This is a genomic window from uncultured Methanobrevibacter sp. (assembly GCF_902769175.1).
In the GTDB taxonomy this organism is placed as follows: Archaea; Methanobacteriota; Methanobacteria; order Methanobacteriales; family Methanobacteriaceae; genus Methanobrevibacter.
This window is the reverse complement of record NZ_CACXNW010000030.1, coordinates 15,113-41,792: the sequence shown is the minus strand read 5'-3', so window position 1 is coordinate 41,792 and position 26,680 is coordinate 15,113. Positions and strand designations below refer to the sequence as shown.

Here is a 26,680-nt window from a genome sequence, read left to right as displayed (position 1 = left end):
AATAGGAAACTATTATGATAATATAAAATCATTCCATTTAAAGAAAGAATATTTATGGAGAAATATTAATGAATCACGAAAAAATGTTTAATATAGCACGTAAAAGAGGTTTTTTATGGTCATCATTTGAAATATATTCTGGAGTATCAGGATTTACTGACTATGGCCCTCTTGGAGCAAGCTTAAAAAACAACATCATGCAAAAGTGGAGAAAGCAATACATTGCAGGAGAAGGTTTCCACGAAATCGAAGGACCTACTGTAATGCCTAAAGAGGTATTGAAAGCATCAGGACACGTTGATAACTTTACTGATCCAATGACAAAATGTCTCGCTTGTGGAGAAGTCTTTAGAGCAGACCATATCCTTGAAGAGGCAATCGGCGAAGATGTGGAAAGCTTGGAAAATGAAGAGATGGATGCTATTGTAAAGGAAAACAACATTAAATGTCCAAGCTGTGGTGGAGACTTGGCAAACATCTGGAATTACAATTTAATGTTTAAAACAGAAATCGGAGCAAAAGGAGACAAAGTAGGTTACATGAGACCTGAAACCGCTCAAGGAATATTCATCTTATTCAAAAGATTATCCAGATTCTTTAAAAACAAGCTTCCATTCGGTGCTGTACAATTAGGAAAAGCATACAGAAATGAAATTTCTCCAAGACAAGGAGTTATCCGTCTAAGAGAATTCACTCAAGCGGAAGCGGAAATCTTCCTTGACCCTGAAGACAAGACTCACCCTAAATTCAGCCAAATAGCTAATGAAAAATTATACTTATCTTCACAAGATGTTCAGTTAAACGATAAGGAAACCTTGGAAATCACAGCACAGGAAGCCTTAGACCAAGGGGTCGTATCTTCTGAAACATTGATTTACCAATTATACCTTGCAAGAAAATTCCTTAAGGAATTGGGAATCCCAGATGAAGTTTTAAGATTCAGACAGCACCTTCCTGGAGAAATGGCTCACTATGCCCTTGACTGTTGGGATGTTGAATGCCTAACTGACCAATACGGTTGGGTTGAAATCATCGGTATTGCAGATAGGGGAAGCTATGACTTAACTGCACACAGCCAGTTCAGTAACGAGGAATTAAGCATTTACATGGAATATGATGAGCCTAAGCTTGTTTCTAAAACCATTGTAAAGCCTAATTTAAAATTATTCGGACCTGCATTTAAGGGAGATTCTCCAAAAATCAAAACCTACATTGAAAACCTAAGTGACGATGAAGTCATCGCCCTTAAGGAAACCATTGAAAGTGAAGGAAAATTCATCCTTGAATTAGACAGCACCTTTGAGATTCTTGCTGATCATTTGATCTTTGAGGATATTGAAGAGGAAGTCAAGGGAGAAAGAATCATTCCTCATGTAATCGAACCTTCATTCGGTATTGACCGTATCCTTTACTGCACATTATTGCATTCATTTAAAACTGAAGATGATGGATTCGAAAAGGAATACTTTAAGTTTGCAAAGGAAATTGCACCAATACAAGTAAGTGTCTTCCCATTAATGAATAAGGAAGGATTAGGAGAAATAGCTACTGAAATCACCCACAGTTTACGTGAAGCAGGTTTTACTGTAGATAACGACACTTCAGGAACCATTGGAAAAAGATATGCTCGTGCTGATGAAGTAGGTGTGCCAATAGCTATTACAGTAGACTTTGATACAAAAGAGGGCAATACTGTAACAATAAGAGATAGAGACACTGAAGAACAAGAAAGAGTAAAAATAGAAGATTTAAAAGAAGTTATTGAAGCAAGACTTCAATAAACTTTTTTAAATTTTTTTTATTTCCCAATAGAATACTCATTAAAAAAAATCGCTTTTTTAAATACTAACCATCAATTTACCAAAAATAATTATAAAAAAACTTATTTTACATCTTAGAATATAATCAAAGAATATGAAAAAAACTCATTTTACACCTTAGAATATAATCAAAGAACCTTTATGGACTGCTCTACAAATTTATCAAACAAAAGATTAGCCCAAACTATTCCATCTGCAGTTTCATTGTAAATGCAGCAGGAATTATCAAAAAGCCCATCAATGAAGAATAGATTTAAAGCCACCCCATTATTGCAAAGTATTAAAAATAACTTTAAATCACCATCCAATTTTCTTATGGATACCTTTCCTTCCTTTGAATAATCCACTAATTTCTTATAATATTGCGAATCCCTTAAAGAAGACAATACTTGATTATTGGTTATCAAAACAAGATTGCTCCCCTTTTCCAAATTATCTAAAATTATCTCCAAGTGATTATCCATAAATATAGGCAATATTATTTTCATGTCCTTGCAGGATCCTAAAAGGTCAAGGTATTTCATCAATGGCTTAGACAAGTTCTGTTCATCCGATTCAACAAAAACAGAATCCTTTAGCAAATATGCATTCTTAAATGATTCCTGAGGAATTGAATCAATGGAATGGCTTAGCCAAAAATCCTTATTTGACTGGAAAATATACAAATCTTCAAATAGCTTTTCCAAACTTGCAGAACATAATACTCCCTTGGAAGTCAAGGAATAGTTTTTAAAATTTTTCTTAATCATGTTTGCACTTTCCAATTCCTTCAATCCATGCAATATTGAAGCGGAAGGCTTATCCAAATCCTTTCTAAATCCATTTAAATCATAATCAGACTTGGATAGGAGCAAAAGCAACTTAGGCCTAATCTTTGATGCCAACAAAAAGCGAACTATTAGAAAATCACCATATTTCTTAGAAACATCTTCATCATCATAAAACATTAAATCACCACCAAAATAAATTCAAACAGATAGCAAAAATAAAATCAAACAGTCAAAATCAATTAAAAGTCAAATGACTTCCCAAAAACATTAAAATCAGTTAAAAGTTAGTCATTGCATAATCAAACAAATCAATTAAAGCCAAAGGAAACTCCATAATCATCATAGGACTTGAAAAGATTCAATCCCCATGCAATTGCCTTTTCCTTATTAGATAAGAGCAATCTGTTTTGATCATAGGTTCCATCTGTCTTGAATAATCCAACTGATACAAACTTATTGGAAATGGCTAAAGCAATCTTAATATTCTCATCCAAATACTTCAATGAGAAATTGCCATCATCCAAACCTTTCTTAACAACATCCTTTCCAATATCTTTTACAAATGCTGTTAAAATCCCTTTTGAAACAATCAATTCAACTTTAACTCCCTTTAGAATAAGTCGCCTAATCAGTTTCGGATATTCTGGGTGAAGATATGGAAAAATAACTTTCAGATGCTTGGATTCCTTAAAATCCGCTTAAATTCCTTGTGTGTCTTGTAGATATCAGCATAATTGCATTTTATAAGTTCTGAACCTTCCAGTGAGGATAATTTCTTCAAATCCCCAATATATAATGAGCTGATATCATGATCTAACCAAAAATCAGAAAAATCGCTGATTGTCTTTATCACATCTTGAAAATCCAAGAGCACTGTAATATAAATTCTTCCTAAGTTGGTTAGCTGGAAGCTGTTGTGAATCTTTTCAACATAACCAACCTTACATAACTTATGCACATTGCTGGAGACTGAACTATAGCTTAATAGGGAATTTCTATTGATGTCCCTTATTTTTAAAGGACCATTCAATAAATCCACCAAGACATTTAGACGAATCTCCGAATTAGTCAAAAATTTCAATTCATCTTCAATCATTGAGAAATAAAACATTTTACCACCAAATATTAGTTATCAAATAAAAAAATTGAAATATTTCAATTTATCAAATCATAAGTTAAACATAGTTAACTCAAATAATAATTTTCTTAAACCCATATATAAACATATAAGAAAAAGGTTAAATGAAATTACAATGTAATTTTAATATTGATATCAAACTGTTAAAAATATTTAAAAAAAAGGAATTTCGCATAAAATCTAAACTTATGGTGCAGCTAAAAATAAGAAGACATCTAAATAACTGACCACATAAAAAGTTAGTTACTTATGCAACAAAAAATTGCAGAAAAACAAATGTTAAAAATGACACCATATACAATAAACATACTGCTTTAGCTAAACAATTGAAGAGCATCAAGCTATGGTTGATAATATTTATGAGAACACAGCCCTGAAGGAACTTTGTGTAGCTAAGCCAGTTGTTCGCAACCATGAAAGCATCTATGCCTACAGAACTGTTTACTGGCGCATTAAATCCAGAAAAACAGACAAACAGGACGATTGGAAAACCAATACTGATTGGAAAGCATTATACAACCTATGCTGTAAACATTGTGGTTACATAACCACAATTTTATTTTTTAAATTGCTATTTATATATAATGCTTTACATAATTTTAATTAACTATCAATAAAGGTGAGAACATGGGTTTATCTGATAAGTTTAAAACACCAAAATGGCAACATAAAGATTCGAAAGTAAGATTAGAAGCGGTAAAAGAATTAAATGATGACGATATATTAGTAGACATTGCTAAAAATGATTCTGCTACTGATGTTCGTAAAACTGCGATTAGTAGGATTAGTGATGAACAGTTTCTTTTTGACATTGCTAAAAATGATAAAGATCCAGAGATTCGAAAGATTGCTGTTCAAAATATCACAGACAAATCTGTTCTAATTGATATTACACAGAATAAAATGGAGAATGATGATATCCGTATAAATGCGGCTCGAAAAATTAATGACTTGTCAGTTTTAGTTGTTATTGCAAAGGATACCTCTTCACTTTCTGTTAGTAGAGAAGTTGCTAGAAGGATTTATGATAATAGTGTTTTAGAGGATATTGCAATGAATGCTACTGATCCTATCGCTCGAATGAATGCTATTAGAAACATTAGTGATAATGCTATTTTAGCGAATATTGCTAAAAACACTTTTAATTCTAAAGTTTGTCAAGAAGCAGTTAAGAAACTTAATGTTACAAATATAAATGACGAATATGTGTTGGCGGCTATAGCAAAAAATACTTCCAACGCTTCTGATTGTGATAAAGCAGTCGATAAGATTAGTGATTTGTCCATTTTAGCCGATATTGCAAAAAATACTTCTTATTCAAATGCTTATAGATTTGCTATTAAAAAAATTGATGATAATTCTGTTTTAGCCGATATTGCCATGAATGCAACTGATTATAAGGCTGTTGAAAAAGCGATTGAAAAGATTGATGATGAGGCTTCTTTGATAAGTATTGTTAAAAATAGTGAAGGAGTTTATCGTTATCAAGCTGTTGAAAAGATTAGTGATGAATCTGTCTTGATTGATATTGCTTTAAATGATGAAGATGCGCTTGTTCGGTATGTTGCTGTTGAAAAGATTAGTGATGAATCTGTCTTGATTGATATTGCTTTAAATGATGAAAAATCATTGTTTCGTAATACTGCCCGCCGAATGATTAGTGATGAGTCTGCTTTAGAAAAGATTTCTAAAAATGAAGAGAGAATAGAAGAAGAAATATTATCTAAATTAATGACTTGTGAGAAATGTGGGAGTAAAAATATAACTGTTGAATACCATACTATGACTGATCCTGGCTACAGTACCTGCGTATGGGGCAGAAACGATTATATTTGTAATGATTGTGGTAATATAACATCAAGACAATTATAAATTTTTCCATAGGAAATGGCAATGTATAAGAAACTTATTGTAAAAAAAAAAAAAAAAAAAAAAAAAAAAAAAAAAAAATGAGTTTTAACTTAAATGGAGGAAAAAATTATGGAATTGAAGACATTGAATAGAATATATAAAGAACAACCCTCAAATCAATGAAGATCTTATACAGAAATTCATCTTTGATAATCCTGCAGCATTAGGTCTTGGAGACTTGACTGCTATAATACACATTAATAGTGTGAGCAAACATTTACGATATTTAAGGGAAAAAGAATTAGCTTATTTGCTAAATCCCGACTACAAACGTGGCAGATTGTATAGAATTACCGATTTAGGTATTGATGTGTTGAATTTTTTAGAACAAAAACAAAAATAAATCATTAATAAATCATACCATACACAGCAAAACCCCCACCACTCATGAAAAATAGAGGTAGTGATTAGGGCAATATATTACCAATTTAAAAAAAAAAAAAAAAAAAAAAATATAAAATATATATGCATGACACTATTCAAAATTTACTATTTATCACAATACAATACAACAAGAATTTTGCTTTTTTTATGAAGTTTCAGCATATTCAAACAATTTGAAAATATCTCTTAAAATTATGTAAAAATTATATATCATTCCTCCAGAATATTGATTAACTCACTTTATAATTTTCTTAAACCCATATATAAACATATAAGAAAAAGGTTAAATGAAATTACAATGTAATTTTAATATTGATATCAAACTGTTAAAAATTTTAAAAGAAAATGAATTTAAGAAGTTTTTAGAAAAATAAATGACATTAAAACAAAAGAAAAAAATTACCTATTCATAAAAAAAGAAATGAAAAAAACACCAAAAGCAGAATATAAAAAAATAATTTAAAAAATAACTAAAAATAGAATATAAAAAATAATAAAAAAAGAGTTAAAATTTATTTTAAATAAAAATTAAAGGGAAGAAAAATTCTTCCAAAAATATTTTTTTCTATTTTTGACGTCTAATAGATATAGTTGAAACTAAAGCCATTAATACTAATAAAAGCATAGCAATTGGATTACCTGCTGCTACATTTTTAACTACAGTTGATGCAGGTTCTTCAACAGGATCATCCACAGCATCATCTACAGGACCATCTGTAGGTTCCTCATCAGGTTCATCATCTGGTTCCTCACTAGGTTCATCATCTAGTTCCTCACTAGGTTCATCATCTGGTTCCTCATCAGGGCTTTCATCATTAACAGTTATTTCAATAGTAGTTTCAGATGGGTTATAGTAGTCATTTCCTTCGTATTTAATGGTTGCAGTAGTGTTTTCAGTTAATTCAACACCTTTAAATGTAGCTTTACCATCTTTAACATCTGCGGTATAATCTTTACCATTAACAGTTAATGTAGCTGTTCCATTTTGAACAGGATCATTATTTTTATCAAGAATGTCTGCAGTAATGTCTACTTTATCTCCAACATTACCTGAAACATCTTCAGCATCAGTAGTAGTATCTAATGGTAAAACATTGAATTCAGCAGTACCAGTAGCAGGACCATAATATTCATCACCTGCAAAGGCCACTTCAACAGTGTATTTACCTGGAGCTAAACCAGATAAGTCAAAACTACCGACACCTTCTGAAAAAGAAATACCCTCCATTTTGTCAGTATAACCATTATCACCAGTGATAGTCGCATCGACAGTACCTTCCGGAATTAGGTCACCGTTGATAGAAACATTAAAGTCAATATGTTCAGTATCACCAACTGGAATATCGCCAGAAGGAGTTACCTCAACAGTAGTTCCTTCTTCATCAGAGACTTCACTAACAGCACCTAAAACATCAGAACTTGGTTCAGCTTGTACATCATTAGAAATACTTTCCGCTTCAACAGTTTCTATATCATTAGATAAATCAAAAAAAGCATCGTTTGCTCCAGCATCACTAATCTCTGCTGCAGAAATAGCTGAAACAGAGCATAATATAATGCTGATTAAGAGCATTAATAAAATCTTATTTTTCAATTTATCCATATTTGTTACCCCAAAGTTTTTTTAAAAAAAATAATCATTCAAACAAATATTTCATATTCATCTGAATAAAAATTTCTCACTCTAGGAAAAATGTAACTTCAATTAGAAGAAAATATTGTTTATCAAATCCATTTATCATTCAAAATCAACAGATTAATAAATCATTACTCCAAACCTAATCTCTCAAGGCAAAAATAATTTGAACATAAATATTTAAAACCCCTTAGTTACATTATATTCAGTTTTTAGAAAATATTAGATATTTTCAATTAGTAAAAAAACCAATTTTTACGAAAAATACATTATAAAAAAATAACATATTTCATTAAGTATTTTAATATACTACCACATATATATTTTACTAAAAAAAATTGAATAAAATTTAAAAAAAAATTAATATATAATAAAAAATATTCACAAATTTATACTTAAATTGGTTAATAATATAGAACATTTTAAATATGATTTACTAAAAAAATGTTAATTAAAAAAGAAGAATGACAAATATTAATTAAGCCATTTCTAAAATGATAAAGATGAGTAAATTTAAAATAATATTAATATTAGATAAAAATATAGCCCTATATAAAAGAAAAAATTAAAATCAAAAATAATATTCCCTAATTAAAAACAAGGATGATTAATATGATAGACACACATATGCATGCAGATTCCAGAAGCAGCGAAGACTTTGAAAAAATGTTCATCAGTGGAATAGACACTGCAATTACTTGCTCTTTCTACCCTTATAAAATTGATGACAATCCTGAAATCCTTTTAAACCATTTAAATAGAATATTGAACTTTGAACCAAGAAGAGCTGGAGAATATGGCCTTGACTTAAGGGTTGCCTTAGGAATTCACCCAGCAAATTCATTAAAGAACAATGAAATAATATTTGAGCAATTGGAAAAATGGATTGAAAACAAGGATATCATAGCAATTGGAGAAATAGGATTAGATGAAAATACAGATTTGGAAAAGGAAGTATTTAAAAAGCAATTGGAATTAGCTGAAAATACAAAATCCAAGGTAATCATCCACACACCAAGGAAAAACAAATTGGAAGTCCTAAAGGACATTAAGGAAATAGTTCTTGAAACCATCGATCCAAAGCTTGCTGTAATCGATCATATCAACTTAAACACAATTGAAGAAGTGATTGATGAAGATTTTACAATCGGATTAACAGTTCAACCTCAAAAAATGGAAGTTGATGAAGCAATTGAAATTTTAGACAAATACGGATTTGACAAATTCCTATTGAACAGCGACATAAGCAATAAGCCTTCAAATCCATTATCTGTTCCTAAAACTGTCAGAACATTAAAAAGATTAGGATATGATGAAAAAGAAATAGATAAAGTTGCTTTTAAAAATGCTGAAAAGTTTTTTAATATTTAATCTTTAAAAAAAAGAGCATTTAAAAATCCACTTACAAAAAAGAATATAATTAAAAAAGAGCATTTAAAAATCTACTAATAAAAAAAAGAATATAATTAAAAAAGAGTATTCTAAAATCTACTAATAAAAAAAGAATATAATGAAAAAAGAGTATTTTGAAATATAATCTAAAAAAAACATTAATTAAAAAAAGAAGAGTTAAAAATTACTATTTTTCATTAATCAACTCTTCTACAATTAATGTAGCAGATTCAACCATTTTAGGACAGACTTCAGTGAAAAGATTGTTTTCCCGTGTATATTCAACTCCTTCTTTAGTCCTTATATCACAACCTAATAGATCATTGCATATATAAGAACCGTTTTTAGCTTCAAACTCTTCAAGGAATCTGACGCAAACATCATCAGACCTTAACTTGCTGTCAACATCTCCCACTTCACTTTGACCATACTTTAATCCTAAAGCCATTAATGCTCCAGTGCATGCACCACAAACTTCACCTTTACGCATTCCACTTCCAAAGCATCCTCCAATCTTTAAAGCTTCCTTTTCATCAAGCCCTAATTCTTCAGAAAAGCTTGCAAAAACCGCTTGTGCACAATTGAACTTTAATCCAAACAATTCTACTGATCTTTCTACATGACTCATAATAAATCCCCAAAAAACAATATTTTAAAAAACATAAAATAATGATTAAAAAAAAGAATAAATAATGCTTATAAAAAAATAAAAAAAATAGAAACAGAAAAAAAGAATAGGAAAAACAACAATGAGTATTGTCCTAACTAATCTTTTCTAACTAATTTTACTCTTGACGGAGTAAGAATGATTAAGTTTTTGTCTTCAGTTTGAGAAAGTAAAATTGCTTCCGCACCATATTGGGTTCTTAAAAGCTTTAATATTTCTCCTGCTTGTCTAAAGTCTCTTTCACTTTGCTTTTGAAGGAACTTTAAATCAAGAATCACTGGATTGTTTTCTTCAACAATTTGGTCAAAGACATAATCCATATCATCAACTGATTTTGGTCTGATTAGAATGATTTCATAAAAAGTTTGTTCTGGAGAAATGGATAAAAAATCATCTTCTTCATCAGCAAATTGAATATCTTCTCCATAATCACTAATGCCATATGCACTGCCAAAGTTTTCCTCTTCAAAACCTAGGCTTTTCTTTAAATTATCAGTAAAACTCATTTTGATCTTCCTTTTAATTTAATAAATGAAATTGATTATAAATTTTAAATAAAGTTAAATAAATTTCAGAAATTTTAGATAATCTTATAAAAAATTCTTTAATTAATTTAAAAGTTTACAATACAAACTTTTGTTACATTAAAGTATATATTTTTTAATAAATATAAAACTTATTATTTTTTTAAGAAAAATGAAATATTAAAAATAGATTTAAAAAAAAATTAAAAATAGATTTGAAAAAATATATTAAAAAAATTAAAAATGATTGGAAAAAATATATTAAAAAAATGTTATAAAAAAAGAAAAAATAAAGTAATAAATAAAAATCAATTAATTTTTATCTAAATACTCTAAAATTGCATCTAATAATTTACCTGCTCCACCATGGTACATATCTGCTGCAGGTAAACCATATTTCTCTTCAAAGCTTTCTAAAGTCATATCGTCATCAGCATTTCTCATGTTGATAGACAATCCAACAACTTTAGTGGTAGGAACAACTGCTTCAATAGCCTTTACCTCATAATCGATACCTCTTGGTTCACGATATGGGTGATTTGGCCTATGACCTACAATAACTGCATCAGGATCTGCACCTATTAGAATACATGCAGACAATCCTCTTGGGTGAGGGTTTCCATCTTCAGTTAAGCTTGATTGTCCTTCAATAAATATTATGTCTGGGCTGTCATGCTCTTCCACATATTTCATGGAACTGAGTATAGCAGAAGGAACATCCATAGAGGATAAGCTTCCTGCTCTAAAGTTAAATGCAGTAGGCTTTTCCAAACCCATTTCATCAGTGGAAATAATGGAAGCCTTCAAGCCTCTTTTTTCTGCTTCAATACCAAGAGATTTGGTTGTAGTCCTTTTACCACATTCTTGGGAAGTTCCGCCAACAAAGACAACTTTAGCCTTAGGTTCATAGGAAATCTTAGGCAAGACTTCACAACATTTTTCAGGTGCTACACCACAAATCTTACGAACAACATCTAATCTTGGACTAATCTCTTTTATGCAAACATTATTTTGTTCAGCTAATTTCAATAATGATTCATTGTCAGATAAAGATAAAGACCTAAATGAAACAACTGCATTTTTGCCGTTTGCTAAAGCTTGAACTGTATATTTAAGTGCAGTGCCTTCAGCACCAATAGGCAACATGATTGCTACAGTATTTGCTTCAGTAGATTCGAATAAATCTGATAAGTTTGAAGCCACTTCAAGACCACAGAATAGTTTTCCTTGTTTTGCAGGGTTATCATCAAGGAATCCTACTGTTTCAATCCCTTCAAGGTTAGAGAATTTTTCTCCTCCACCTCCACATCCAATAATAATATAAGGATTCAATTCTTGAAGATCTTCAACAGAAGTTATAGAATACAAGTAATCACTCCTCTTAAAAAATTGTGTAATTTTGATAAAAATATAAATTGTGATAAATTTTTAAAATATTGAACTTTTTCAAAAATATTATTAAATCTAATGCAATAAATATTACATTATCCAACATTATAGAATTTATCTTATAGTAAGTATATATCTATTATTATTAATAAACATTGGCATGAAAATTATTAGTTTAGATTTTAATATGAAAAAATCTTTTAATGCTTAATATTAAAAATTATAAAATATAAAAAATAGAAAAATAATATAGATGTTAAAGTTCTAAATATTTTTTTGAAATAAAAAATTAAAAATAATTGAATAGTGAAAATTCAAATATTTTTTAAAAGAAAAAATTCGAAAAATAAAAATTAAAAAATTAACTCAATGATAAAATATAGTTAACTATATCTATCAATGAAATCTAAAATATACTTTTAAAAACAACTATCAAAAATATTGAATGTAGATATCATAATTATCAATAGCTATAATTCCAATATAAAAAATAATTAAGGAGAAAATCAAATGAATGTGGATGATGTAATTACTGGAAAAAGTGCAGAAATGAAAATAGATTGTCCAGTATGTGGAGGAAAAAATACTGCAACTTACACTACTCAAACTCATGAACTTGCATACTTTGGAGAAATTGTGGAATCAACTATCCAATGTGAAAAATGTGGATTCAGACACAATGACATTTTGGCAACTGAACAAAAGGACCCTGCAAAGCATAGCTTGATTATAAGCAAAAAGAATCTTGACTCAAGAGTGGTCAGATCACAATCAGCTACAGTATCACTTCCTGAAATTGGAATCAAAGTGGAGCCAGGTCCAAAATCAGAAGGATACATTTCAAATGTTGAAGGAGTTGTTGTAAGATTTATTGAAGCAACTGAAAGAGCATTGAATATGTTCAGAGATGACTTATCTCAAGAAAATGGTAAAAAAGTGCTTGAAAACATAAACAAGGTCTTAAATGGTGAAATGGAAACTCTTTTGCTTATAGAGGACCCATTTGGACAAAGCAAAATCATGGATGTTCGTGCAAAAACAGAACCTTTAACAGATGAGGAATTGAAACATCTTAAAACAGGATTTACGGTTATTGAATATTAATAACAGATAAGGAATACATCTTAAAACAGGATTTACTGTTATTGAAGATTAATAACAAATAACATCTGAAAACAGGATTTACTGTGATTGAACAGATGAGAAACTGAAACATCTTAAAATAGGACTTACTTCATTGAAGATTAATAATCCTATTATCTCTTTTTAAATAACATTTATTCCACCATTTAATTGAACAAAATAAATGAAATCATATAAAGAAACAAATATATGCTATTTTATATAAAGATTATATTGTTAAATATTATTTTTTGGGGGAAACTATGAAAAATAAAAAATTTATATATTTAGCATTGATACTTTTAGTTTGCATAATCAGCATATCTGCTGTAAGTGCAGCAGATGATAGTGCAAGCGACATTAACAGTGCTAATGAAAATGAAAATCTATTTTTAGAAGACAGACAAAATGAAGACACTTTGAATATAGAAAATGAAAATCTAATTTTAGAAGATAGTCAAAATGAAGACACTTTGAATATAGAAAATGAAAATAATCTATTAAGCACTCCAGGAAACTTCAGAGACCTGAATAGCCTCATTAATGACAATGATCAACCAGAAATAACATTAGACAGAAATTACACTTATGATGAGGACAATATGGAGAATGGTATCACCATTGACCGTGAGGTTACCATCAATGGAAATGGATATACAATCAATGCAAATGGCAAAGCACGAATATTCCGTGTAACCGGTTCAAATGTTGTATTTAAAAATATTGTGTTTATGAATGGATTGGCTGCCCAATCTGATAAGGGAGGAGCAATATGGGGAGACTCAACCGCAATAAATTGTACCTTCAAAAACAATGGGGCATATGAAGGGGGAGCAATGTATTGCGGAACTGCAAACAATTGTACCTTCATCAGCAACAATGCAATAAGAAATGATGGGGGAGCAATTTTAAATGGAACTGCAAACAATTGTACCTTCATCAACAACACTGCATATGATGAAGGAGGTGCAATGAAATACGGAACTGCAAACAATTGTACATTCATTGGAAATGATGCAATGTGTGGTGGAGGAATGAGTAGTGGAACCGCAAACCAATGTTTCTTCTTCAAAAACACCTATAGTGATGCTGGTGAAGCAATGTTTGAAGGAACTGCAAACGACTGTACATTCATACTTATCTTCTCATCCATAGGTGCAACTGCAGATGGTACTGAAGGTAAAGGCACTTGCAAGTTCATTCCTGCAGAGCTAATAGTTTCTAACTTCATGACTTCTGCCCATTCTTTCGAAACTTTGCCTTTCAACTTAAGCGCAATAGTGAATGATGAAGAAATGACTGCAGATGATATTAACACTACAATTAAAATCTTTAAGAATGAACAGTTAGTAGACACTTTTTATGCTTTAACTGGAGAAGGCTGGGAAGTTGATTTAGACAATGGAGATTATATAGCAGAATTTAGTATTGCAGAATCCCAAATTGAACCAGTAAATGTGACATTAAGCATTACAGACGGAACAACATTCACAGATTTAAACAGAACCATAAATGGAAATGAAAACAGTGAAATCAGCCTAGATAAAAACTATAAATATGATCCAAATATAGATTCTGCTTTTATAAATGGAATCATTATTAACCGCACCTTAACCATTAATGGAAATGGATTTGCAATAGATGGATTAAACATTGCAAGAACATTCCAAATAAATGGAGACAATGTTGTTGTAAAGAACATCAATTTTGTTTCTGGAAACTCAACTGATAAAGCAGGTGCTATTTACTGGCATGGAAACAATGGTTTTGTTGAAGGTTGTAATTTTACAAACAACAGTGCAAAATCTGGAGGAGCAATATACTTCGATAGTGATGGAACCGTTTCAAATTGTAACTTCAATGAAAATACCGTAGAAAAATCACACTTGACCAATGGATTTGGTGGAGCAATATTCTTCCAAGGAGATGGTAAAGTTGTCAGTTCTACATTTAATAATAATCAGGCAAAGGGACAAATGTATAATGGTCCTGATTTTGAAGCTTATTTTATTTTTGAAAGCGACTATAATCGAGGGGGAGCGATATTCTTCAGAAATGAGGGAGAAGTTATCAATTCCACATTTAATAAAAACGAAGCATCCTACGGTTCAGCAATTTTTTCAGCTGACAAAGCATTAGATGTGAAAGACAGTGCATTTATTGAGAATAAAGGAATCCTTGGTGGGTCTGTCAAATGGTATACAAGAGACATTGGAAATTCTTCTCAATTGAGTCCGAATAAACTTCAGGAATTCACTATAGGATATTCTTATCCAGGAAATAATTATATAAATGCAATTTATAATTTTGAAGATAAAAATCCTAAGTATTATGATATTACATTATCCAATGTTACTTACTGGGCAGGAAAAATAGTCAACAGCAATGACGGTTATCCTATCAAAAATCCTATATGCATTCAATTTAATTTAACCATAACCGATTCTGAAGGCAATGTACTGCTAAGTGATATTTTAATGACCAATTTATCTAGCGAAGTAAGTTTTGATCCGTTCCAGATACCAGATTCCTACAAAATAATAAACTATAACCTAACCCATTATGATGATGATTATTATTTCAGTGAAATTCTCTTTAGAGATCTTCTAGATAGGAATGAATCATCTGTTAAAATCAACACTGCTGAAAGCGAATTCTATTATGAGGACTGCACAATTGAATTCACTGTTGAAAATCGTACCGAAATCAACGTTCTGATAGTCAATGAAAATGGAGATATTCTATTAAATAAGAACACTAGTGATAATGCAATAACTATTGACTTGCTGGTATATGATGGATACTATAATATTACTTTATATAACTATGGAAATTTCTATTATGCTCCTAGTTCTGATTCCAAATTATTTAAGATATTACCGAAAAAATCAGAAGTCAATATTAGTCCAATCGGTGAAATTACATATGGCAATACCATAAATGTTGAAATAACTGGCAAATACCTGACAACACTTAATGTAACAGTATACGATTCAAATCAAGATATCGTATTCAGTCAAAACTTTACTGAAACTAATTTTGAACTTCCTATTTTAAATGTAGGAGAATATAATCTTACTGTAATCAATTATGGAAATGAAAGCATTGTTGGATGTGAAAACTCAACAATTTTCAATGTCATAAAGGCAAACAATAATGTTGTAGTCAGTGCTAAAGATGTTACCTATGGTGAAAACACAATTGTGACCATAACTGCAGACATCGATGGAGAATACAGTATAAACATTAATGGAACAGCCGAAAAAATCAATGGGGCAGATGGTGTTGGAAACATTTCCATCTCCCTAAAACCAGGAAGCTATTGGGCAAATGGAAGCTTTGACAATCCAAACTACAGCTCCAATATAACAAATGCTAGTTTCAATGTCCAAAAAATAACTACAAAAATCACTGCTGCTGCAGTTGCAACAACATACAATGTTAACAAAAACCTTGTAATAACCCTTAAGGACAACAAAGGAAACCCAATAAGCGGAGCACAATTAACAGTCAACCTTGGAAGCAACAAGAAATACACAACCGATAAAAATGGCCAAGTAAAAGTTGCTGTAGCTAAGCTTGTACCTAAAACATACACTGCTAAAATCAGCTTTGCTGGAAACAGCATATACAAAGCTTCATCTACAACTGCTAAAGTAGTTGTCAAAAAGGCAAGTCCAAAGATTACTGCAAAAGCAAAAACCTTTAAATTTGAGGACAAGACCAAAAAGTACACAATTACTTTAAAAGACAACAAAAATAAAGTAATGAAAAACAAAAAGGTCACCTTGAAAGTCAATGGAAAAACCTACACTGCTAAAACCAATAGCAAAGGAATTGCAACATTCAAACTTTCCAAACTGACCAAAAAAGGCAAATTCACAACAGCAATCACTTATGCCGGAGACAAATACTACAAAAAAGTCACTAAAAAGGCAAAAGTAACTGTCAAGGCACCTGCATGGAAAACTGTAGCAAAAGGAAGCAAAGCCAAAGCAACAGTCAAAAAAATCCAAAAGGCTTTGAAAAATAACGGATACTACTTGACCTACAAAGGCCACTACCTAAAAATAGACGGAATATACCATGACTGCACAGTAAGATCAGTCAAACAATTCCAAAAAGCTAAAACACTTAAAGTGACTGGAAAAGTAGACTACAAAACTGCTAAAAAACTAAAAATAGTTTCATAAACAAAAAATTTAAAAAAAAAGAGTATTTTTACTCTTTTTTCTTTTTTATTTTAAATGAAAAATTTCAATCTTTTTATTAAATAAAAAAAAATCTTTTTTTAAACTCTAATTTTATTAAATAAAAAAATTCTTTTTTTAAACCCTATTTACTGAACTTTCATTAACTGGGAAAGTGAAATAGGTATCTGGATATGGTTCATCTTCTAAAGTGAAATGCCACCATTCAGTAGCTAATGGCTTGAACCCATGGTCCATCATAGCTTGACGAAGTATCATACGATTTTTATACTGCTCATCAGTGATGTTTTTATAATCTGGATGACTTACTTCACCAAAATAATCAAATGTTCCACCCATATCAACATCCTTTTTAGTCTTCATATCAAATAAGGTCAAGTCAACTGTACTTCCTCTGCTATGACCGGAATAATTGGCTATATGTCCTTGGTCAAATAAGACAGACTTATCAAGTTCCCGATAGAAATAATCTTTCATTCGAGTATCTCCTGTATCATTTGCCCATCTTTCAAAATGATTGACAGCCTTTTGAGGACGATATGCATCATATATCTTTAATCTATAACCCTTTTTCTCCAAATCATCACTTACTTCCTTAAGTGCAGTTGCAGCTTCCTTTGTTAAAAGAGCTGTTGGCTGCTCATAACCATCTATCCTATCACCTACAAAGTTATAGGTGGAATAATATCTAATCTCTAAAATCACATTTGGATCTATATCAGTCAATACAACAAAATCAGAAGAGTCATTTGAATAGTTCAGTTTTTCTGGAACCTCTGCACTGAAAGATGCTCCTATAATGCAGAAACAAAAAATCAATATAAAACAGCTTAAAAAAAGTTTGCTTTTCATTCTCTTTTTCTCCTTTAAGTTTTTAGTTTTCTTATAATCTTTTTATTTTTCTTAATATATAAAAATAAAATTTAAATGATGTTTACTTATTTCTAAAAATATAAAAATAAGATTAAAGAGATTTAAATTTTCTTAAAATATTAAAATTAGAACTTAAGAAAGATATTAAAAATTAATAAAAATTTAAATAAAATTAAAATAATTTAAATCAATGAAATAAACAATAGATTTAAATTATAAAAAAAGGTAAAAAATAGCCACAATTAATAAAACAAATGAAAATAGCTATAAACAATTAATAAAAACTAAAAAAAATAACTTTAAACAATTAAGAAAAAAGTAAAAAAATAGCTACAATTAATAAAAAAAAAAACTAAAAAATAGCTTTAAACTAATAATAAAAACTAAAAAAAATAAAAAAAGTTAAAAGGAGAAAACTCCTTTTTTAAAACAAATTTATTGCTTTGAAGCGATTACCATTTTACCATAATTATGCAATTGCATTTCTATTCTTAAATCTAAAACCATTACAAGGGCTTCAGCACTTAATCTTCCATCCAACATACAATGATAAGTGGATTCTGGAATGAAGATTAATCCTCCAGATCTTACCTTTTTAATAATCTTTAAAAATATATGGGCAACCTTATCTGAACTGTTTTCAAGAATTGTTTTATTCAAATTGACAACAACACATTTAAAGTCCCCTTTCACATTATTGAGTTCATCTGGAGAAACCTGTAAACTATTAACATCATCAAAAACTTGATCAGTTACGAAAAGAGTTGAACCAAAAGCAGTGACTCGATTTAAAATTGACTTAACATCTTCACGTGCTTGCTTTTCATCAACAACAGTCTTTTTATGTGCATCATCACTTAAAACCAAATCAAATGCATATCTTTCAACACTGCATAAAAAATCAATATCCTTTTGAAGCCTATATCCATCCTCATGAACCAAATAAGCATATCCGCCAGTAGTTTCAAAATCTTGAGTCTTGACAAATAGATTATTTCCATCAATAGTATCTTGATCCAATTTATAAAAGCTTTGCAATTTATTGCAGATATGAGTCATAGGAGAAGAACTTGGAATGATATCCTTAGGAACAATAAATGGTTTTAAACATCCATGAGCATATAGCTTATATCCCCTATCACGTTCATAATAAAAATTATCAGGATTCAAATAAGCATCAAGAATGCTGTCAGTTTCATGCTGACCTGAAATCATGTCTAAAAACTCAGCATCCATAGATCCGCCAAAAGGACGACAATTGACTTCAATCAAAACAGGTCCTTTTTCATCTACCATATACTCTCCATGAACAGCACCATACCTAATGCCTAATGCATCAGCACCATCATAAGCATAATCAACGATTTCAGCCTCACCAAGACCTAACTCATTTATAGTGCAAATGGAATCATAAATGTATCCACCTTCCTCGGTTTTCACTTTGGTGTACTTCCACATAAGAATTCTATATAGAAAGTACAGGTGTTCCACAATTAAGTTTTCACTTTGGTGTACTTCCACATAAGGGTAACGCGATGGTCTCCATTGTAGGATACTGTGTTGACAAAATATTCTTCACCTTTAATGCGCTCTTGAACAACCATTTCAGTGATTTTATTACCAAAAATGTTTACCTCATTCAACATTTTCTTAATGGAATCAATCATTTCATCTTTATTTAAGCATATTCTAACGCCTACAGAACCTGCACCGATAATTGGCTTAACTACAACTTCAGTAAATCCCGACTCATCATAAAACTCAATTGCCTCTTCAACAGACTTTACTACACGACCTCGAATATGCCTAAGACCTGCTTCAGCAATTTTCTCCTGCATCTTATTCTTTAATGTCATTGCATCAAGATTTTCAATAGGATTAGATAAAAGGCCTAAATCGTTAGATAATTTTGTAGCTAATCTTACACCTAATTCAGAACCTGGAACAACCAATAGAGGGTCATATTCCCTAATCATTTCAAGAGTCTCATCATAAGTGTCCTTTTCTTCAAGGAGTTCAAAATCTACATCAATGTGTTTTAAGCTGTTGTTAACCAATTTTTTATATGCCTGACTCTCTTCAGAACCATCACCTTTTATATTTAAAGCAATAGGATAAAAATTTCTATTTACTATATCTCTAATAAAATTAAAACCGGTAGAACTAGCTTCTACTACAACAATATTTCTCATATTTACATCCTCTGTAATATTAGAAATATTATTTTAAAATCATAAACTTAGTTTAAAAAAAGACTATCATTTAAAAATATATCTTGCAACAGAAATACATTAAAATCATAACCTTAGCTAAAGGTCATCATTTTAAAATATATCTTGTAACAGAACATATTTTAAAATCATAATCTTTCCTAAAAAAAAAAGATTATCATTTTAAAATAATATCTTTTAAAAAACATATTTTAAAATATTAATCATCAGTCTTTAAAAATTTAACTCTTTACATATTAAGTATAGTGAAAAACATATATAAAGTTTCTTGAATGTAAGTACTCACTTACATTTAAATGAATTAAAAAAAGGATGAAAATAAGTATTTTAATAAAATAATTATAATTAATTGGATATAGTTCCATTAGAACAATAAAAATCCTTTAATAAGGATATAAAAGCTGTAAAAAGATAAAAAAAATTCTAGAAACTTTACAAAAAATGATAAAACAAATAAAATTTTTGTAAAAATAATAAAAAAATAGTAAAAAAATCAACATTACCTAAAACAAAAAAATAGTTAAAAAATCAACATTACCTAAAAAAATAACAAAGAACAATAGCAAAAAAATAGTTAAAAAATCAACATTACCTAAAAAAATAACAAAGAACAATAGCAAAAAAATAGTTAAAAAATCAACATTACCTAAAAAAAATAATAAAAAACAATAGTAAAAAAAAAAAAAAATCAACATTACCTAAAAAAAAAATAATAAAAAACAATAGTAAAAAAAATCAACATTACCTAAAAAAATAATAAAGAACAACAGTAAAAAATAGTGAAAATTTTGTTAAAAACCAGCAAAAAAATTAAAAAAAAATAAAGTAATAGAAGAATTATTCTTCTACTTCTTCATCATCATCTTCTTGTTTTGACATAGATAAAGGAGTGAATTTGTCTTCATCTACGACATCTTTTAATTTGAGAGTCTTTTGTACATCCATAGCTAATGCATCACAGTCTGCTTTAATAGCGTTTAAGTGTAAAAGGATTCTTTCTTTTTCTTGGTTGATCCTTTTGATGTTAGTGTATGGATAGGTTGATTCCTTAAGCATTTCGTACTCAATAGTGGTGTATGGGTATTCATTAAGTTGTTCACAAACTTGTTTAAGAATATCTCCTAAGAATTTGTTCATTTCAACTTTTACTCTTTCCCTAATCATTTTGTCACTATCAAGGTTTTGTTTCATTAAACGAACAACTTCTGCTTTAGCGAAAGGTAATTCCTCTTCTTCTTTTTCTTCGATTTCTTCTTCATTGAATTCTTCTTCAGCCATATTAAACAACTCCATAAAAATAAAATAAAATAAAATTTTATTAATAAATAACTGAATTATAACTGGCTAATGCAATAATTTAGTTCATAAAAATTTATTATCCAATAAAATTTAATGAAATTTTCCTATAGTCTCCAATAAGAAAATTCATGAAATGAATCATCATAAATAATAAAAATTTAATTATTAATAAAATTTATTTAAATTTAGTTTAAACCATGAAAAGCAATTGAATATTAAATTTAGATTAAAAATTCAAATTATTTTTTAATAAAAAATGATTTAAAATCTAAAAAATTCATTTGCCCATCTAGGGTACAATAATATATTTGTTAAAAGAAATATATAAAGGTTCCCATTATTTTAATTTTATGATTAATTTTACATAGGTTTTTATTGTAAACTATGTGAATTATTATAGCAAAAGTTGATAATTTTGATGGCTAATAAAAATTGAAAAAACCCTTTTTTAAAATTATGAATTTTATAAAAAACATTGAAATTATTAATTGTGAAATTAATTAAAAATGTTGTAAAAAATAGAAATATCATGACCTAGTTGAAACAATACTAATGAATCAGCATGAAAATTTCACAAAAAAATTGTGAAAAACAAAAAAGTAAAAATTCAAATGAAAACTAAATTTTCATAAAACATATTACTCCTTTTCTAAGATAAAAGCAATACTTTAGGAAAAAATCCAATATGAAAAATATTCAAAAAAAATACATCGTTTATAAACTAAATCAAAAAATAGCAACTATTATATAATTACTAAATATATACCATATAACAATTAAAAAAATAAATTAATGAGGAATGAGGAAAAGATGAACAATGAAAAATATGTGTTTTTTTTTCATTAATTATTCTCATTGGAATACTTTCAATTTCATTTGCAAGCGCCAATGAAAATATGATTTTAAATGAAAACACACAATCAATTGAAGAACTCTCTTTAGACAGTTCAAATGAAAATCTAATTTTAAACGAAGACAATACGTTTATAGATCATACTGATGAAAATCTAATTTTAAACGAAGACAATACGTTTATAGATCATACTGATGAAAATCTAATTTTAAAGGAAAATGACGACAGTGGGTTTATAGACACTAATGAAAAGACAAAGCTATCAGATCCAAATACATATTCATTTGCAAAATTGAATGAAACCATTAATAGTGGAAATACTGTAATTGACCTAACAGACAATTACAAGTATAGCGATGGAGATGAAGCATTTGTACATGGAATAGACATTAACAATAGCATAACCATAAACGGTAATGGCATAACCATAGATGGTTCAAACACAGCACGTATTTTCAATATTTTCGCAGACAATGTAATAATCAACAACATAATCTTTACAAACGGAAACTCAACTGGAAACAGTGAGAATGATCAATCTGGCGGAGCCATCATTTGGAATGGAAACTATGGTATTGTAAGCAACTCCACATTCAACAACAACAATGCAGATGATGAGGACAATTACCGATGAAACTAATGCTATTGAAGGAGCAGAATTCAACAACAACAATGCAGATGATGAGGGAGGAGCTATCGAATGGAAGGGTGCAAATGGTATCATAAGCAACTCAGCATTCAACAACAACGCAATATTGGGAGGAGCTATCCTATGGAGCGGTGAAAATGGCATCATAATCAACTCAGCATTCAACAACAACACCGCAGAATCTATATTAAAAGGGTAATATTCAGCATTTTAATCAAAACTCAGCATTCAACAACAACACCGCAGAATCTGGAGGAGCCATATATTGGCATAGTGAAAAGGGTACTGTAAACAACTCTACATTCAACAACAACAATGCAGATGATGATGGAGGAGCCATATACTGGAATGGTGAAAACGGTACTGTAAACAACTCTACATTCAACAACAACACCGCAAAAGATTATGGAGGAGCCATATACTGGAATAAGGAAAATAGCACCATAATCAACTCCACAATCAACAACAACAGCGTAGAATAGGAAGGGGGAGCTGTCTATTGGTATGGTGAAAATGGTACTGTAATCAACTCCACATTCAACAAGAACACCGCAAAACATGGTGGAGCAATCTATTGGTATGATGTAAGTGGTACTGTAAACAACTCCACATTCAACAGCAACGATGCAGAGGAGGGAGGAGCCATATACTGGTATAGTAAAAACGGTACTGTAAACAACTCCACATTCTACAACAACCATGGAACAGATCGTGGAGGAGCCATATACTGGAATGGTGAAAAGGGTACTATAAGCAACTCCAGATTTAACGACAACTATGGATACGAATATGGCGGAGCAATCTATTGGTATAGTGATGACGGCACCATAAGCAATTCCACATTCAACAACAAAGTATCTTATTATGCAGGAGCAATCTATTGGGATGGTGCAAATGGTACTATAAGCAACTCCACCTTTAACAACAACAGCGCAGATGAGGGAGGAGCAATCTATTGGAATGGTGATTACGGTACTATAAGCAACTCCACATTCAACAACAACACCGCAGAATCTGGAGGAGCCATATACTGGCATGATTATTATGGTACTGTAAGCAATTCCACCTTTAACAACAACACCGGAAAATCATTTGGTGGAGCTATCATATGGAATATGAATTACGGTACTGTAAGCAATTCCCTATTCTACAACAACAAAGCAGAATCTGGAGGAGCCATCAACTGGTATGCCGATGAGGGTAATGTTTTCTCTTGCCTATTCGTAAACAACACCGCTACAACTAACGGAAGCATATATCATAACGATTATGAGTTGTTTAGCCATTCCAATTTCACCAATAATATCCTACTAAATAACGGTCCAGAGGAAATTTATTACTTCATCTTTGAAGGTTCCAATACAGACTACAATTGGTTTGGAAACAATGGAAGCAATTATAATCAAAAACCATATAATAACTCCAACACATGGCTATTCATAAACGGAACAGCAAATCCAGACATAATTAAAGTTTCAGACATCTCTGAAATCATATTTAAACTATACTCCTATTATGGAAACGAAATAGCTGAATATGACGATAGCCTCTTATACCCTTTTAACCTTAGCTTAAGCTCAACCAAAGGCACAATAAGCAAGGATACCATAGGATTAAATGAAGAAATCACATTCCAAGCAGAAGACACTGGAATAGCTACTGTAAGTGGAAAAATAGAAAATGTGCAATCAGACATAACAATAAGAATTACAGATGGAACAAGCTTCTTGGACTTGAACAAAACCATAAATGACAATAACGACACTGAAATAACATTAGACAAAAATTATACATTCAATCCAGAAATGGACTCTGATTTCATAAATGGAATCATAATCAATCGTCAGGTAAGAATAAATGGAAACAGCAACACAATAAACGGATTAGACATAGCACGTATCTTCCATATTACTGGAGATAATGTTATCCTCAACAACATAAGCTTTACAAACGGAAATGCCAGTGGAAACGCCACTGCAGATCAATATGGTGGAGCTATTGAATGGGATGATGCAAATGGTACTGTAAGCAACTCCACATTCAACAACAACACCGCAAACTATGGAGGAGCTATCCAATCTTATAATGAAAATGGTAACATAATCAACTCTACATTCAACAGCAACAAAGCAAACTCCAATGGAGGAGCAATCTATTGATATAATAGCCATGGTACTCTAAGCAACTCTACATTCAACAATAATGAGGCAAGAGAGGGTGGAGCTATCTGTTTGTGGGGTGATAATATTTTCCTAAGCAATTCCACCTTTAACAACAACTCTGGAACTAATGGAGGAGCTATCCTATGGAATGGTAAAAATGGAACTGTAAGCAATTCCACCTTTAACAACAACATAGCAAGAATGTATGGAGGAGCAATCAGATGGGAAGGTGCAAATGGCGCTCTAAGCAACTCCACTTTCAACAGCAACAATGCAACAGAGTGTGGAGGAGCAATCACATGGAATAGTGCAAATGGTACCCTAAGCAATTCCACATTCAACAGCAACAATGCCAGCAAAGATGGAGGAGCAATCCTATGCACAGGTAAAAGCAGTGCTATAAGCAACTCCACATTCACCAACAACAAAGCACGTAATGGTGGAGCTATCGAATGGGGTGGAGAATATGGTAATGTGACTTCCTGTTTATTTGTAAACAACACAGCTACAACTAACGGAAGCGTATACCATAATGATTTTAGCAGATATAGCTATTCCAATTTCACCAATAATATCCTATTAAATAATGGTCCTGGTGAAATCTATTACATAGTCTTTAATGGTTCAAATGCAGACTACAATTGGTTTGGAAACAATGAAATCAATTATAACCAAAAACCATATGACAATTCCAACACTTGGCTCTTCATTAACGGAACAGTAAACCCAAATATGATTGGACTTTCAGACATATCAGAAATCACATTTAAGCTATACTCATATGATGGAAGCGAAATAAGAGAATATGACAATAGCATCTTATACCCTATCAACTTAAGCTTAAGCACAACTAGAGGTACTTTAAGCAAAGATACCGCAAGATTATCTGAAATCTTCACATTCCAAGGAGATAGTGGTGGAAAGACTGCTATAAGTGCAAAAGTGGAAGATGTTCAATCAGACATAACAATAATGACAATAATGGTTAGGGACGGAACAAGTTTCTGGGACTTAAACAGAACCATAAACGGCAACAACAACACTGAAATCACATTAAACAAGAATTATACCTACAATCCAGAAATAGACTCTGATTTCATAAATGGAATCATAATCAACCGCACACTAACAATAAACGGAAACAAGAACACAATAAACGGATCAGACCTTGCACGTATCTTCAACATTATCGCAGATGATGTAATCATCGACAACATAATATTTACAAATGGAAACGCAGATACTGGTGGAGCAATCTATTGGGAAGGGGACTATGGTACTCTAAGCAATTCCACATTCAACAACAATAACGCAAGTGAATATGGAGGCGCTATCTATTGGAATGGTGTAAATAATACTGTAAGCAACTCCATATTCAACAGCAACACCGCATACCTTGGTGGAGCTATCTATTGGGAATCTAGAGAAAGTGAAAACGGCACTATAAGTAATTCCACCTTTAACAACAACACTGCAAAGAATTTTGGTGGAGCAATCTGTTGGTATGGCAACTATGGCACTGTAAGCAATTCCACCTTTAACAACAACACTGCAGAAAATCAGGCAGGAGCAATCCAATGGAATGGTAAAAATGGTGTCCTAAACAATTCCACCTTTAACAACAACACTGCAAGAAATCAAGGATGAGC

At 30.6% G+C, this 26,680-nt stretch carries 24 protein-coding genes and 1 pseudogene; 13 read left to right on the top strand and 12 right to left on the bottom strand.

From position 1 onward, the window contains the following. The first annotated feature begins 68 nt into the window (after window positions 1–68). Window positions 69–1,781: a glycine--tRNA ligase gene (glyS, locus tag QZV12_RS10855; protein WP_295621609.1), complete on the top strand. Its 1,713-nt coding sequence runs from the start codon at window positions 69–71 to the stop codon at window positions 1,779–1,781. Between the two features lie 167 nt (window positions 1,782–1,948). Here the strand turns inward: glyS and QZV12_RS10850 are convergent, their stop codons facing one another. From QZV12_RS10850 to QZV12_RS10835, 4 genes are all read right to left on the bottom strand, one after another. After that, a complete protein-coding gene (locus tag QZV12_RS10850) occupies window positions 1,949–2,767 on the bottom strand; it encodes a winged helix-turn-helix domain-containing protein (RefSeq protein WP_295621606.1) in 819 nt (272 codons plus the stop codon). Between the two features lie 131 nt (window positions 2,768–2,898). Then, window positions 2,899–3,183, bottom strand: a complete 285-nt coding sequence (locus QZV12_RS10845; RefSeq protein ID WP_295621603.1) for a transcriptional regulator FilR1 domain-containing protein — start codon at window positions 3,181–3,183, stop codon at window positions 2,899–2,901. A 77-nt stretch (window positions 3,184–3,260) separates the two neighbouring features. After that, entirely contained in the window at window positions 3,261–3,701 is a 441-nt protein-coding gene (locus QZV12_RS10840; protein ID WP_295621600.1) for a hypothetical protein, read from the bottom strand. Window positions 3,702–3,975: 274 nt separating this feature from the next. Further along, entirely contained in the window at window positions 3,976–4,143 is a 168-nt protein-coding gene (locus tag QZV12_RS10835) for a hypothetical protein (protein ID WP_295621597.1), read from the bottom strand. Here QZV12_RS10835 and QZV12_RS10830 point away from each other — a divergent pair. The 3 genes from QZV12_RS10830 to QZV12_RS10820 all read left to right on the top strand — a co-directional run bounded on the left by QZV12_RS10830 (window position 4,142) and on the right by QZV12_RS10820 (window position 5,982). Then, window positions 4,142–4,276, top strand: coding sequence for a hypothetical protein (locus QZV12_RS10830; RefSeq protein WP_295621594.1), 135 nt, complete (start codon window positions 4,142–4,144; stop codon window positions 4,274–4,276). The genes QZV12_RS10835 and QZV12_RS10830 overlap by 2 nt on opposite strands. 79 nt (window positions 4,277–4,355) lie before the next feature. After that, the gene (locus QZV12_RS10825) at window positions 4,356–5,600 is read left to right on the top strand and encodes a TFIIB-type zinc ribbon-containing protein (RefSeq protein WP_295621591.1); all 1,245 of its coding nucleotides are present in this window, start codon (window positions 4,356–4,358) and stop codon (window positions 5,598–5,600) included. 244 nt (window positions 5,601–5,844) lie between these two features. Then, complete coding sequence (locus QZV12_RS10820; RefSeq protein ID WP_295621588.1) at window positions 5,845–5,982, top strand: hypothetical protein; 138 nt, start codon at window positions 5,845–5,847, stop codon at window positions 5,980–5,982. A 606-nt stretch (window positions 5,983–6,588) separates the two neighbouring features. Here the strand turns inward: QZV12_RS10820 and QZV12_RS10815 are convergent. Continuing rightward, window positions 6,589–7,626 (bottom strand): hypothetical protein, encoded by a 1,038-nt coding sequence (locus QZV12_RS10815; protein WP_295621585.1) that lies wholly within the window; start codon window positions 7,624–7,626, stop codon window positions 6,589–6,591. Between the two features lie 645 nt (window positions 7,627–8,271). Here QZV12_RS10815 and QZV12_RS10810 point away from each other — a divergent pair. Further along, window positions 8,272–9,030, top strand: a complete 759-nt coding sequence (locus tag QZV12_RS10810; protein ID WP_295621582.1) for a TatD family hydrolase — start codon at window positions 8,272–8,274, stop codon at window positions 9,028–9,030. A 208-nt stretch (window positions 9,031–9,238) separates the two neighbouring features. Here QZV12_RS10810 and QZV12_RS10805 read toward each other — a convergent pair whose 3' ends face one another. The 3 genes from QZV12_RS10805 to QZV12_RS10795 form a co-directional block, all read right to left on the bottom strand. Beyond that, window positions 9,239–9,679, bottom strand: a complete 441-nt coding sequence (locus QZV12_RS10805) for a C-GCAxxG-C-C family protein (RefSeq protein WP_295621581.1) — start codon at window positions 9,677–9,679, stop codon at window positions 9,239–9,241. Between the two features lie 137 nt (window positions 9,680–9,816). Further along, complete coding sequence (locus QZV12_RS10800) at window positions 9,817–10,224, bottom strand: cell division protein SepF (protein WP_295621578.1); 408 nt, start codon at window positions 10,222–10,224, stop codon at window positions 9,817–9,819. 330 nt (window positions 10,225–10,554) lie between these two features. Then, window positions 10,555–11,610, bottom strand: a complete 1,056-nt coding sequence (locus tag QZV12_RS10795; RefSeq protein ID WP_295621575.1) for a DUF1611 domain-containing protein — start codon at window positions 11,608–11,610, stop codon at window positions 10,555–10,557. Window positions 11,611–12,141: 531 nt separating this feature from the next. On the opposite strand from QZV12_RS10795, the gene QZV12_RS10790 reads away from it, so the two are divergent. Together QZV12_RS10790 and QZV12_RS10785 are read left to right on the top strand one after the other, a co-directional pair. Further along, window positions 12,142–12,735: a ZPR1 zinc finger domain-containing protein gene (locus QZV12_RS10790; RefSeq protein ID WP_295621572.1), complete on the top strand. Its 594-nt coding sequence runs from the start codon at window positions 12,142–12,144 to the stop codon at window positions 12,733–12,735. Window positions 12,736–13,016: 281 nt separating this feature from the next. Next, the gene (locus QZV12_RS10785; protein ID WP_295621568.1) at window positions 13,017–16,946 is read left to right on the top strand and encodes a peptidoglycan-binding protein; all 3,930 of its coding nucleotides are present in this window, start codon (window positions 13,017–13,019) and stop codon (window positions 16,944–16,946) included. Between the two features lie 135 nt (window positions 16,947–17,081). On the opposite strand, the gene QZV12_RS10780 is transcribed toward QZV12_RS10785, so the two are convergent. The 4 genes from QZV12_RS10780 to QZV12_RS10765 all read right to left on the bottom strand — a co-directional run bounded on the left by QZV12_RS10780 (window position 17,082) and on the right by QZV12_RS10765 (window position 21,346). After that, window positions 17,082–17,783, bottom strand: coding sequence for a M15 family metallopeptidase (locus QZV12_RS10780; RefSeq protein WP_295621565.1), 702 nt, complete (start codon window positions 17,781–17,783; stop codon window positions 17,082–17,084). 489 nt (window positions 17,784–18,272) lie between these two features. Beyond that, complete coding sequence (locus QZV12_RS10775; protein WP_295621562.1) at window positions 18,273–19,295, bottom strand: hypothetical protein; 1,023 nt, start codon at window positions 19,293–19,295, stop codon at window positions 18,273–18,275. 35 nt (window positions 19,296–19,330) lie between these two features. Then, entirely contained in the window at window positions 19,331–20,029 is a 699-nt protein-coding gene (locus QZV12_RS10770; RefSeq protein ID WP_295621559.1) for an ATP-grasp domain-containing protein, read from the bottom strand. Between the two features lie 876 nt (window positions 20,030–20,905). Then, window positions 20,906–21,346 (bottom strand): hypothetical protein, encoded by a 441-nt coding sequence (locus tag QZV12_RS10765; protein WP_295621556.1) that lies wholly within the window; start codon window positions 21,344–21,346, stop codon window positions 20,906–20,908. A gap of 917 nt (window positions 21,347–22,263) precedes the next feature. On the opposite strand from QZV12_RS10765, the gene QZV12_RS10760 reads away from it, so the two are divergent. The 6 genes and pseudogenes from QZV12_RS10760 to QZV12_RS10740 all read left to right on the top strand — a co-directional run bounded on the left by QZV12_RS10760 (window position 22,264) and on the right by QZV12_RS10740 (window position 26,678). Further along, the gene (locus QZV12_RS10760) at window positions 22,264–22,854 is read left to right on the top strand and encodes a hypothetical protein (RefSeq protein ID WP_295621553.1); all 591 of its coding nucleotides are present in this window, start codon (window positions 22,264–22,266) and stop codon (window positions 22,852–22,854) included. Further along, on the top strand, window positions 22,835–23,068 hold the full coding sequence (locus tag QZV12_RS10755) for a hypothetical protein (RefSeq protein WP_295621550.1): 234 nt from the start codon (window positions 22,835–22,837) through the stop codon (window positions 23,066–23,068). The genes QZV12_RS10760 and QZV12_RS10755 overlap by 20 nt, the downstream gene beginning before the upstream one ends. Window position 23,069: 1 nt before the next feature. Further along, complete coding sequence (locus QZV12_RS13745) at window positions 23,070–23,351, top strand: hypothetical protein (protein WP_366925564.1); 282 nt, start codon at window positions 23,070–23,072, stop codon at window positions 23,349–23,351. Between the two features lie 42 nt (window positions 23,352–23,393). Beyond that, window positions 23,394–23,882: pseudogene (locus QZV12_RS13740) on the top strand (hypothetical protein); the annotation flags it as partial. Between the two features lie 102 nt (window positions 23,883–23,984). After that, a complete protein-coding gene (locus QZV12_RS10745) occupies window positions 23,985–25,028 on the top strand; it encodes a hypothetical protein (RefSeq protein WP_295621546.1) in 1,044 nt (347 codons plus the stop codon). A 72-nt stretch (window positions 25,029–25,100) separates the two neighbouring features. After that, window positions 25,101–26,678 carry a hypothetical protein gene (locus tag QZV12_RS10740; RefSeq protein WP_295621544.1) on the top strand — a complete coding sequence of 526 codons (1,578 nt, stop codon included), beginning with the start codon at window positions 25,101–25,103 and terminating at the stop codon, window positions 26,676–26,678. Window positions 26,679–26,680: the final 2 nt, after the last annotated feature.

What these genes read in the sequence shown, in the direction of transcription:
- glyS (WP_295621609.1), top strand. Translation starts at nt 69, where the DNA reads ATGAATCACGAAAAAATGTTTAATATAGCACGTAAAAGAGGTTTTTTA.
- QZV12_RS10850 (WP_295621606.1), bottom strand. Translation starts at nt 2,767, where the DNA reads ATGTTTTATGATGATGAAGATGTTTCTAAGAAATATGGTGATTTTCTA.
- QZV12_RS10840 (WP_295621600.1), bottom strand. Translation starts at nt 3,701, where the DNA reads ATGTTTTATTTCTCAATGATTGAAGATGAATTGAAATTTTTGACTAAT.
- QZV12_RS10830 (WP_295621594.1), top strand. Translation starts at nt 4,142, where the DNA reads ATGAAAGCATCTATGCCTACAGAACTGTTTACTGGCGCATTAAATCCA.
- QZV12_RS10835 (WP_295621597.1), bottom strand. Translation starts at nt 4,143, where the DNA reads ATGGTTGCGAACAACTGGCTTAGCTACACAAAGTTCCTTCAGGGCTGT.
- QZV12_RS10825 (WP_295621591.1), top strand. Translation starts at nt 4,356, where the DNA reads ATGGGTTTATCTGATAAGTTTAAAACACCAAAATGGCAACATAAAGAT.
- QZV12_RS10815 (WP_295621585.1), bottom strand. Translation starts at nt 7,626, where the DNA reads ATGGATAAATTGAAAAATAAGATTTTATTAATGCTCTTAATCAGCATT.
- QZV12_RS10810 (WP_295621582.1), top strand. Translation starts at nt 8,272, where the DNA reads ATGATAGACACACATATGCATGCAGATTCCAGAAGCAGCGAAGACTTT.
- QZV12_RS10805 (WP_295621581.1), bottom strand. Translation starts at nt 9,679, where the DNA reads ATGAGTCATGTAGAAAGATCAGTAGAATTGTTTGGATTAAAGTTCAAT.
- QZV12_RS10800 (WP_295621578.1), bottom strand. Translation starts at nt 10,224, where the DNA reads ATGAGTTTTACTGATAATTTAAAGAAAAGCCTAGGTTTTGAAGAGGAA.
- QZV12_RS10790 (WP_295621572.1), top strand. Translation starts at nt 12,142, where the DNA reads ATGAATGTGGATGATGTAATTACTGGAAAAAGTGCAGAAATGAAAATA.
- QZV12_RS10785 (WP_295621568.1), top strand. Translation starts at nt 13,017, where the DNA reads ATGAAAAATAAAAAATTTATATATTTAGCATTGATACTTTTAGTTTGC.
- QZV12_RS10775 (WP_295621562.1), bottom strand. Translation starts at nt 19,295, where the DNA reads ATGTGGAAGTACACCAAAGTGAAAACCGAGGAAGGTGGATACATTTAT.
- QZV12_RS10770 (WP_295621559.1), bottom strand. Translation starts at nt 20,029, where the DNA reads ATGAGAAATATTGTTGTAGTAGAAGCTAGTTCTACCGGTTTTAATTTT.
- QZV12_RS10765 (WP_295621556.1), bottom strand. Translation starts at nt 21,346, where the DNA reads ATGGCTGAAGAAGAATTCAATGAAGAAGAAATCGAAGAAAAAGAAGAA.
- QZV12_RS10760 (WP_295621553.1), top strand. Translation starts at nt 22,264, where the DNA reads ATGATTTTAAATGAAAACACACAATCAATTGAAGAACTCTCTTTAGAC.
- QZV12_RS10755 (WP_295621550.1), top strand. Translation starts at nt 22,835, where the DNA reads ATGAGGACAATTACCGATGAAACTAATGCTATTGAAGGAGCAGAATTC.
- QZV12_RS10745 (WP_295621546.1), top strand. Translation starts at nt 23,985, where the DNA reads ATGAATTACGGTACTGTAAGCAATTCCCTATTCTACAACAACAAAGCA.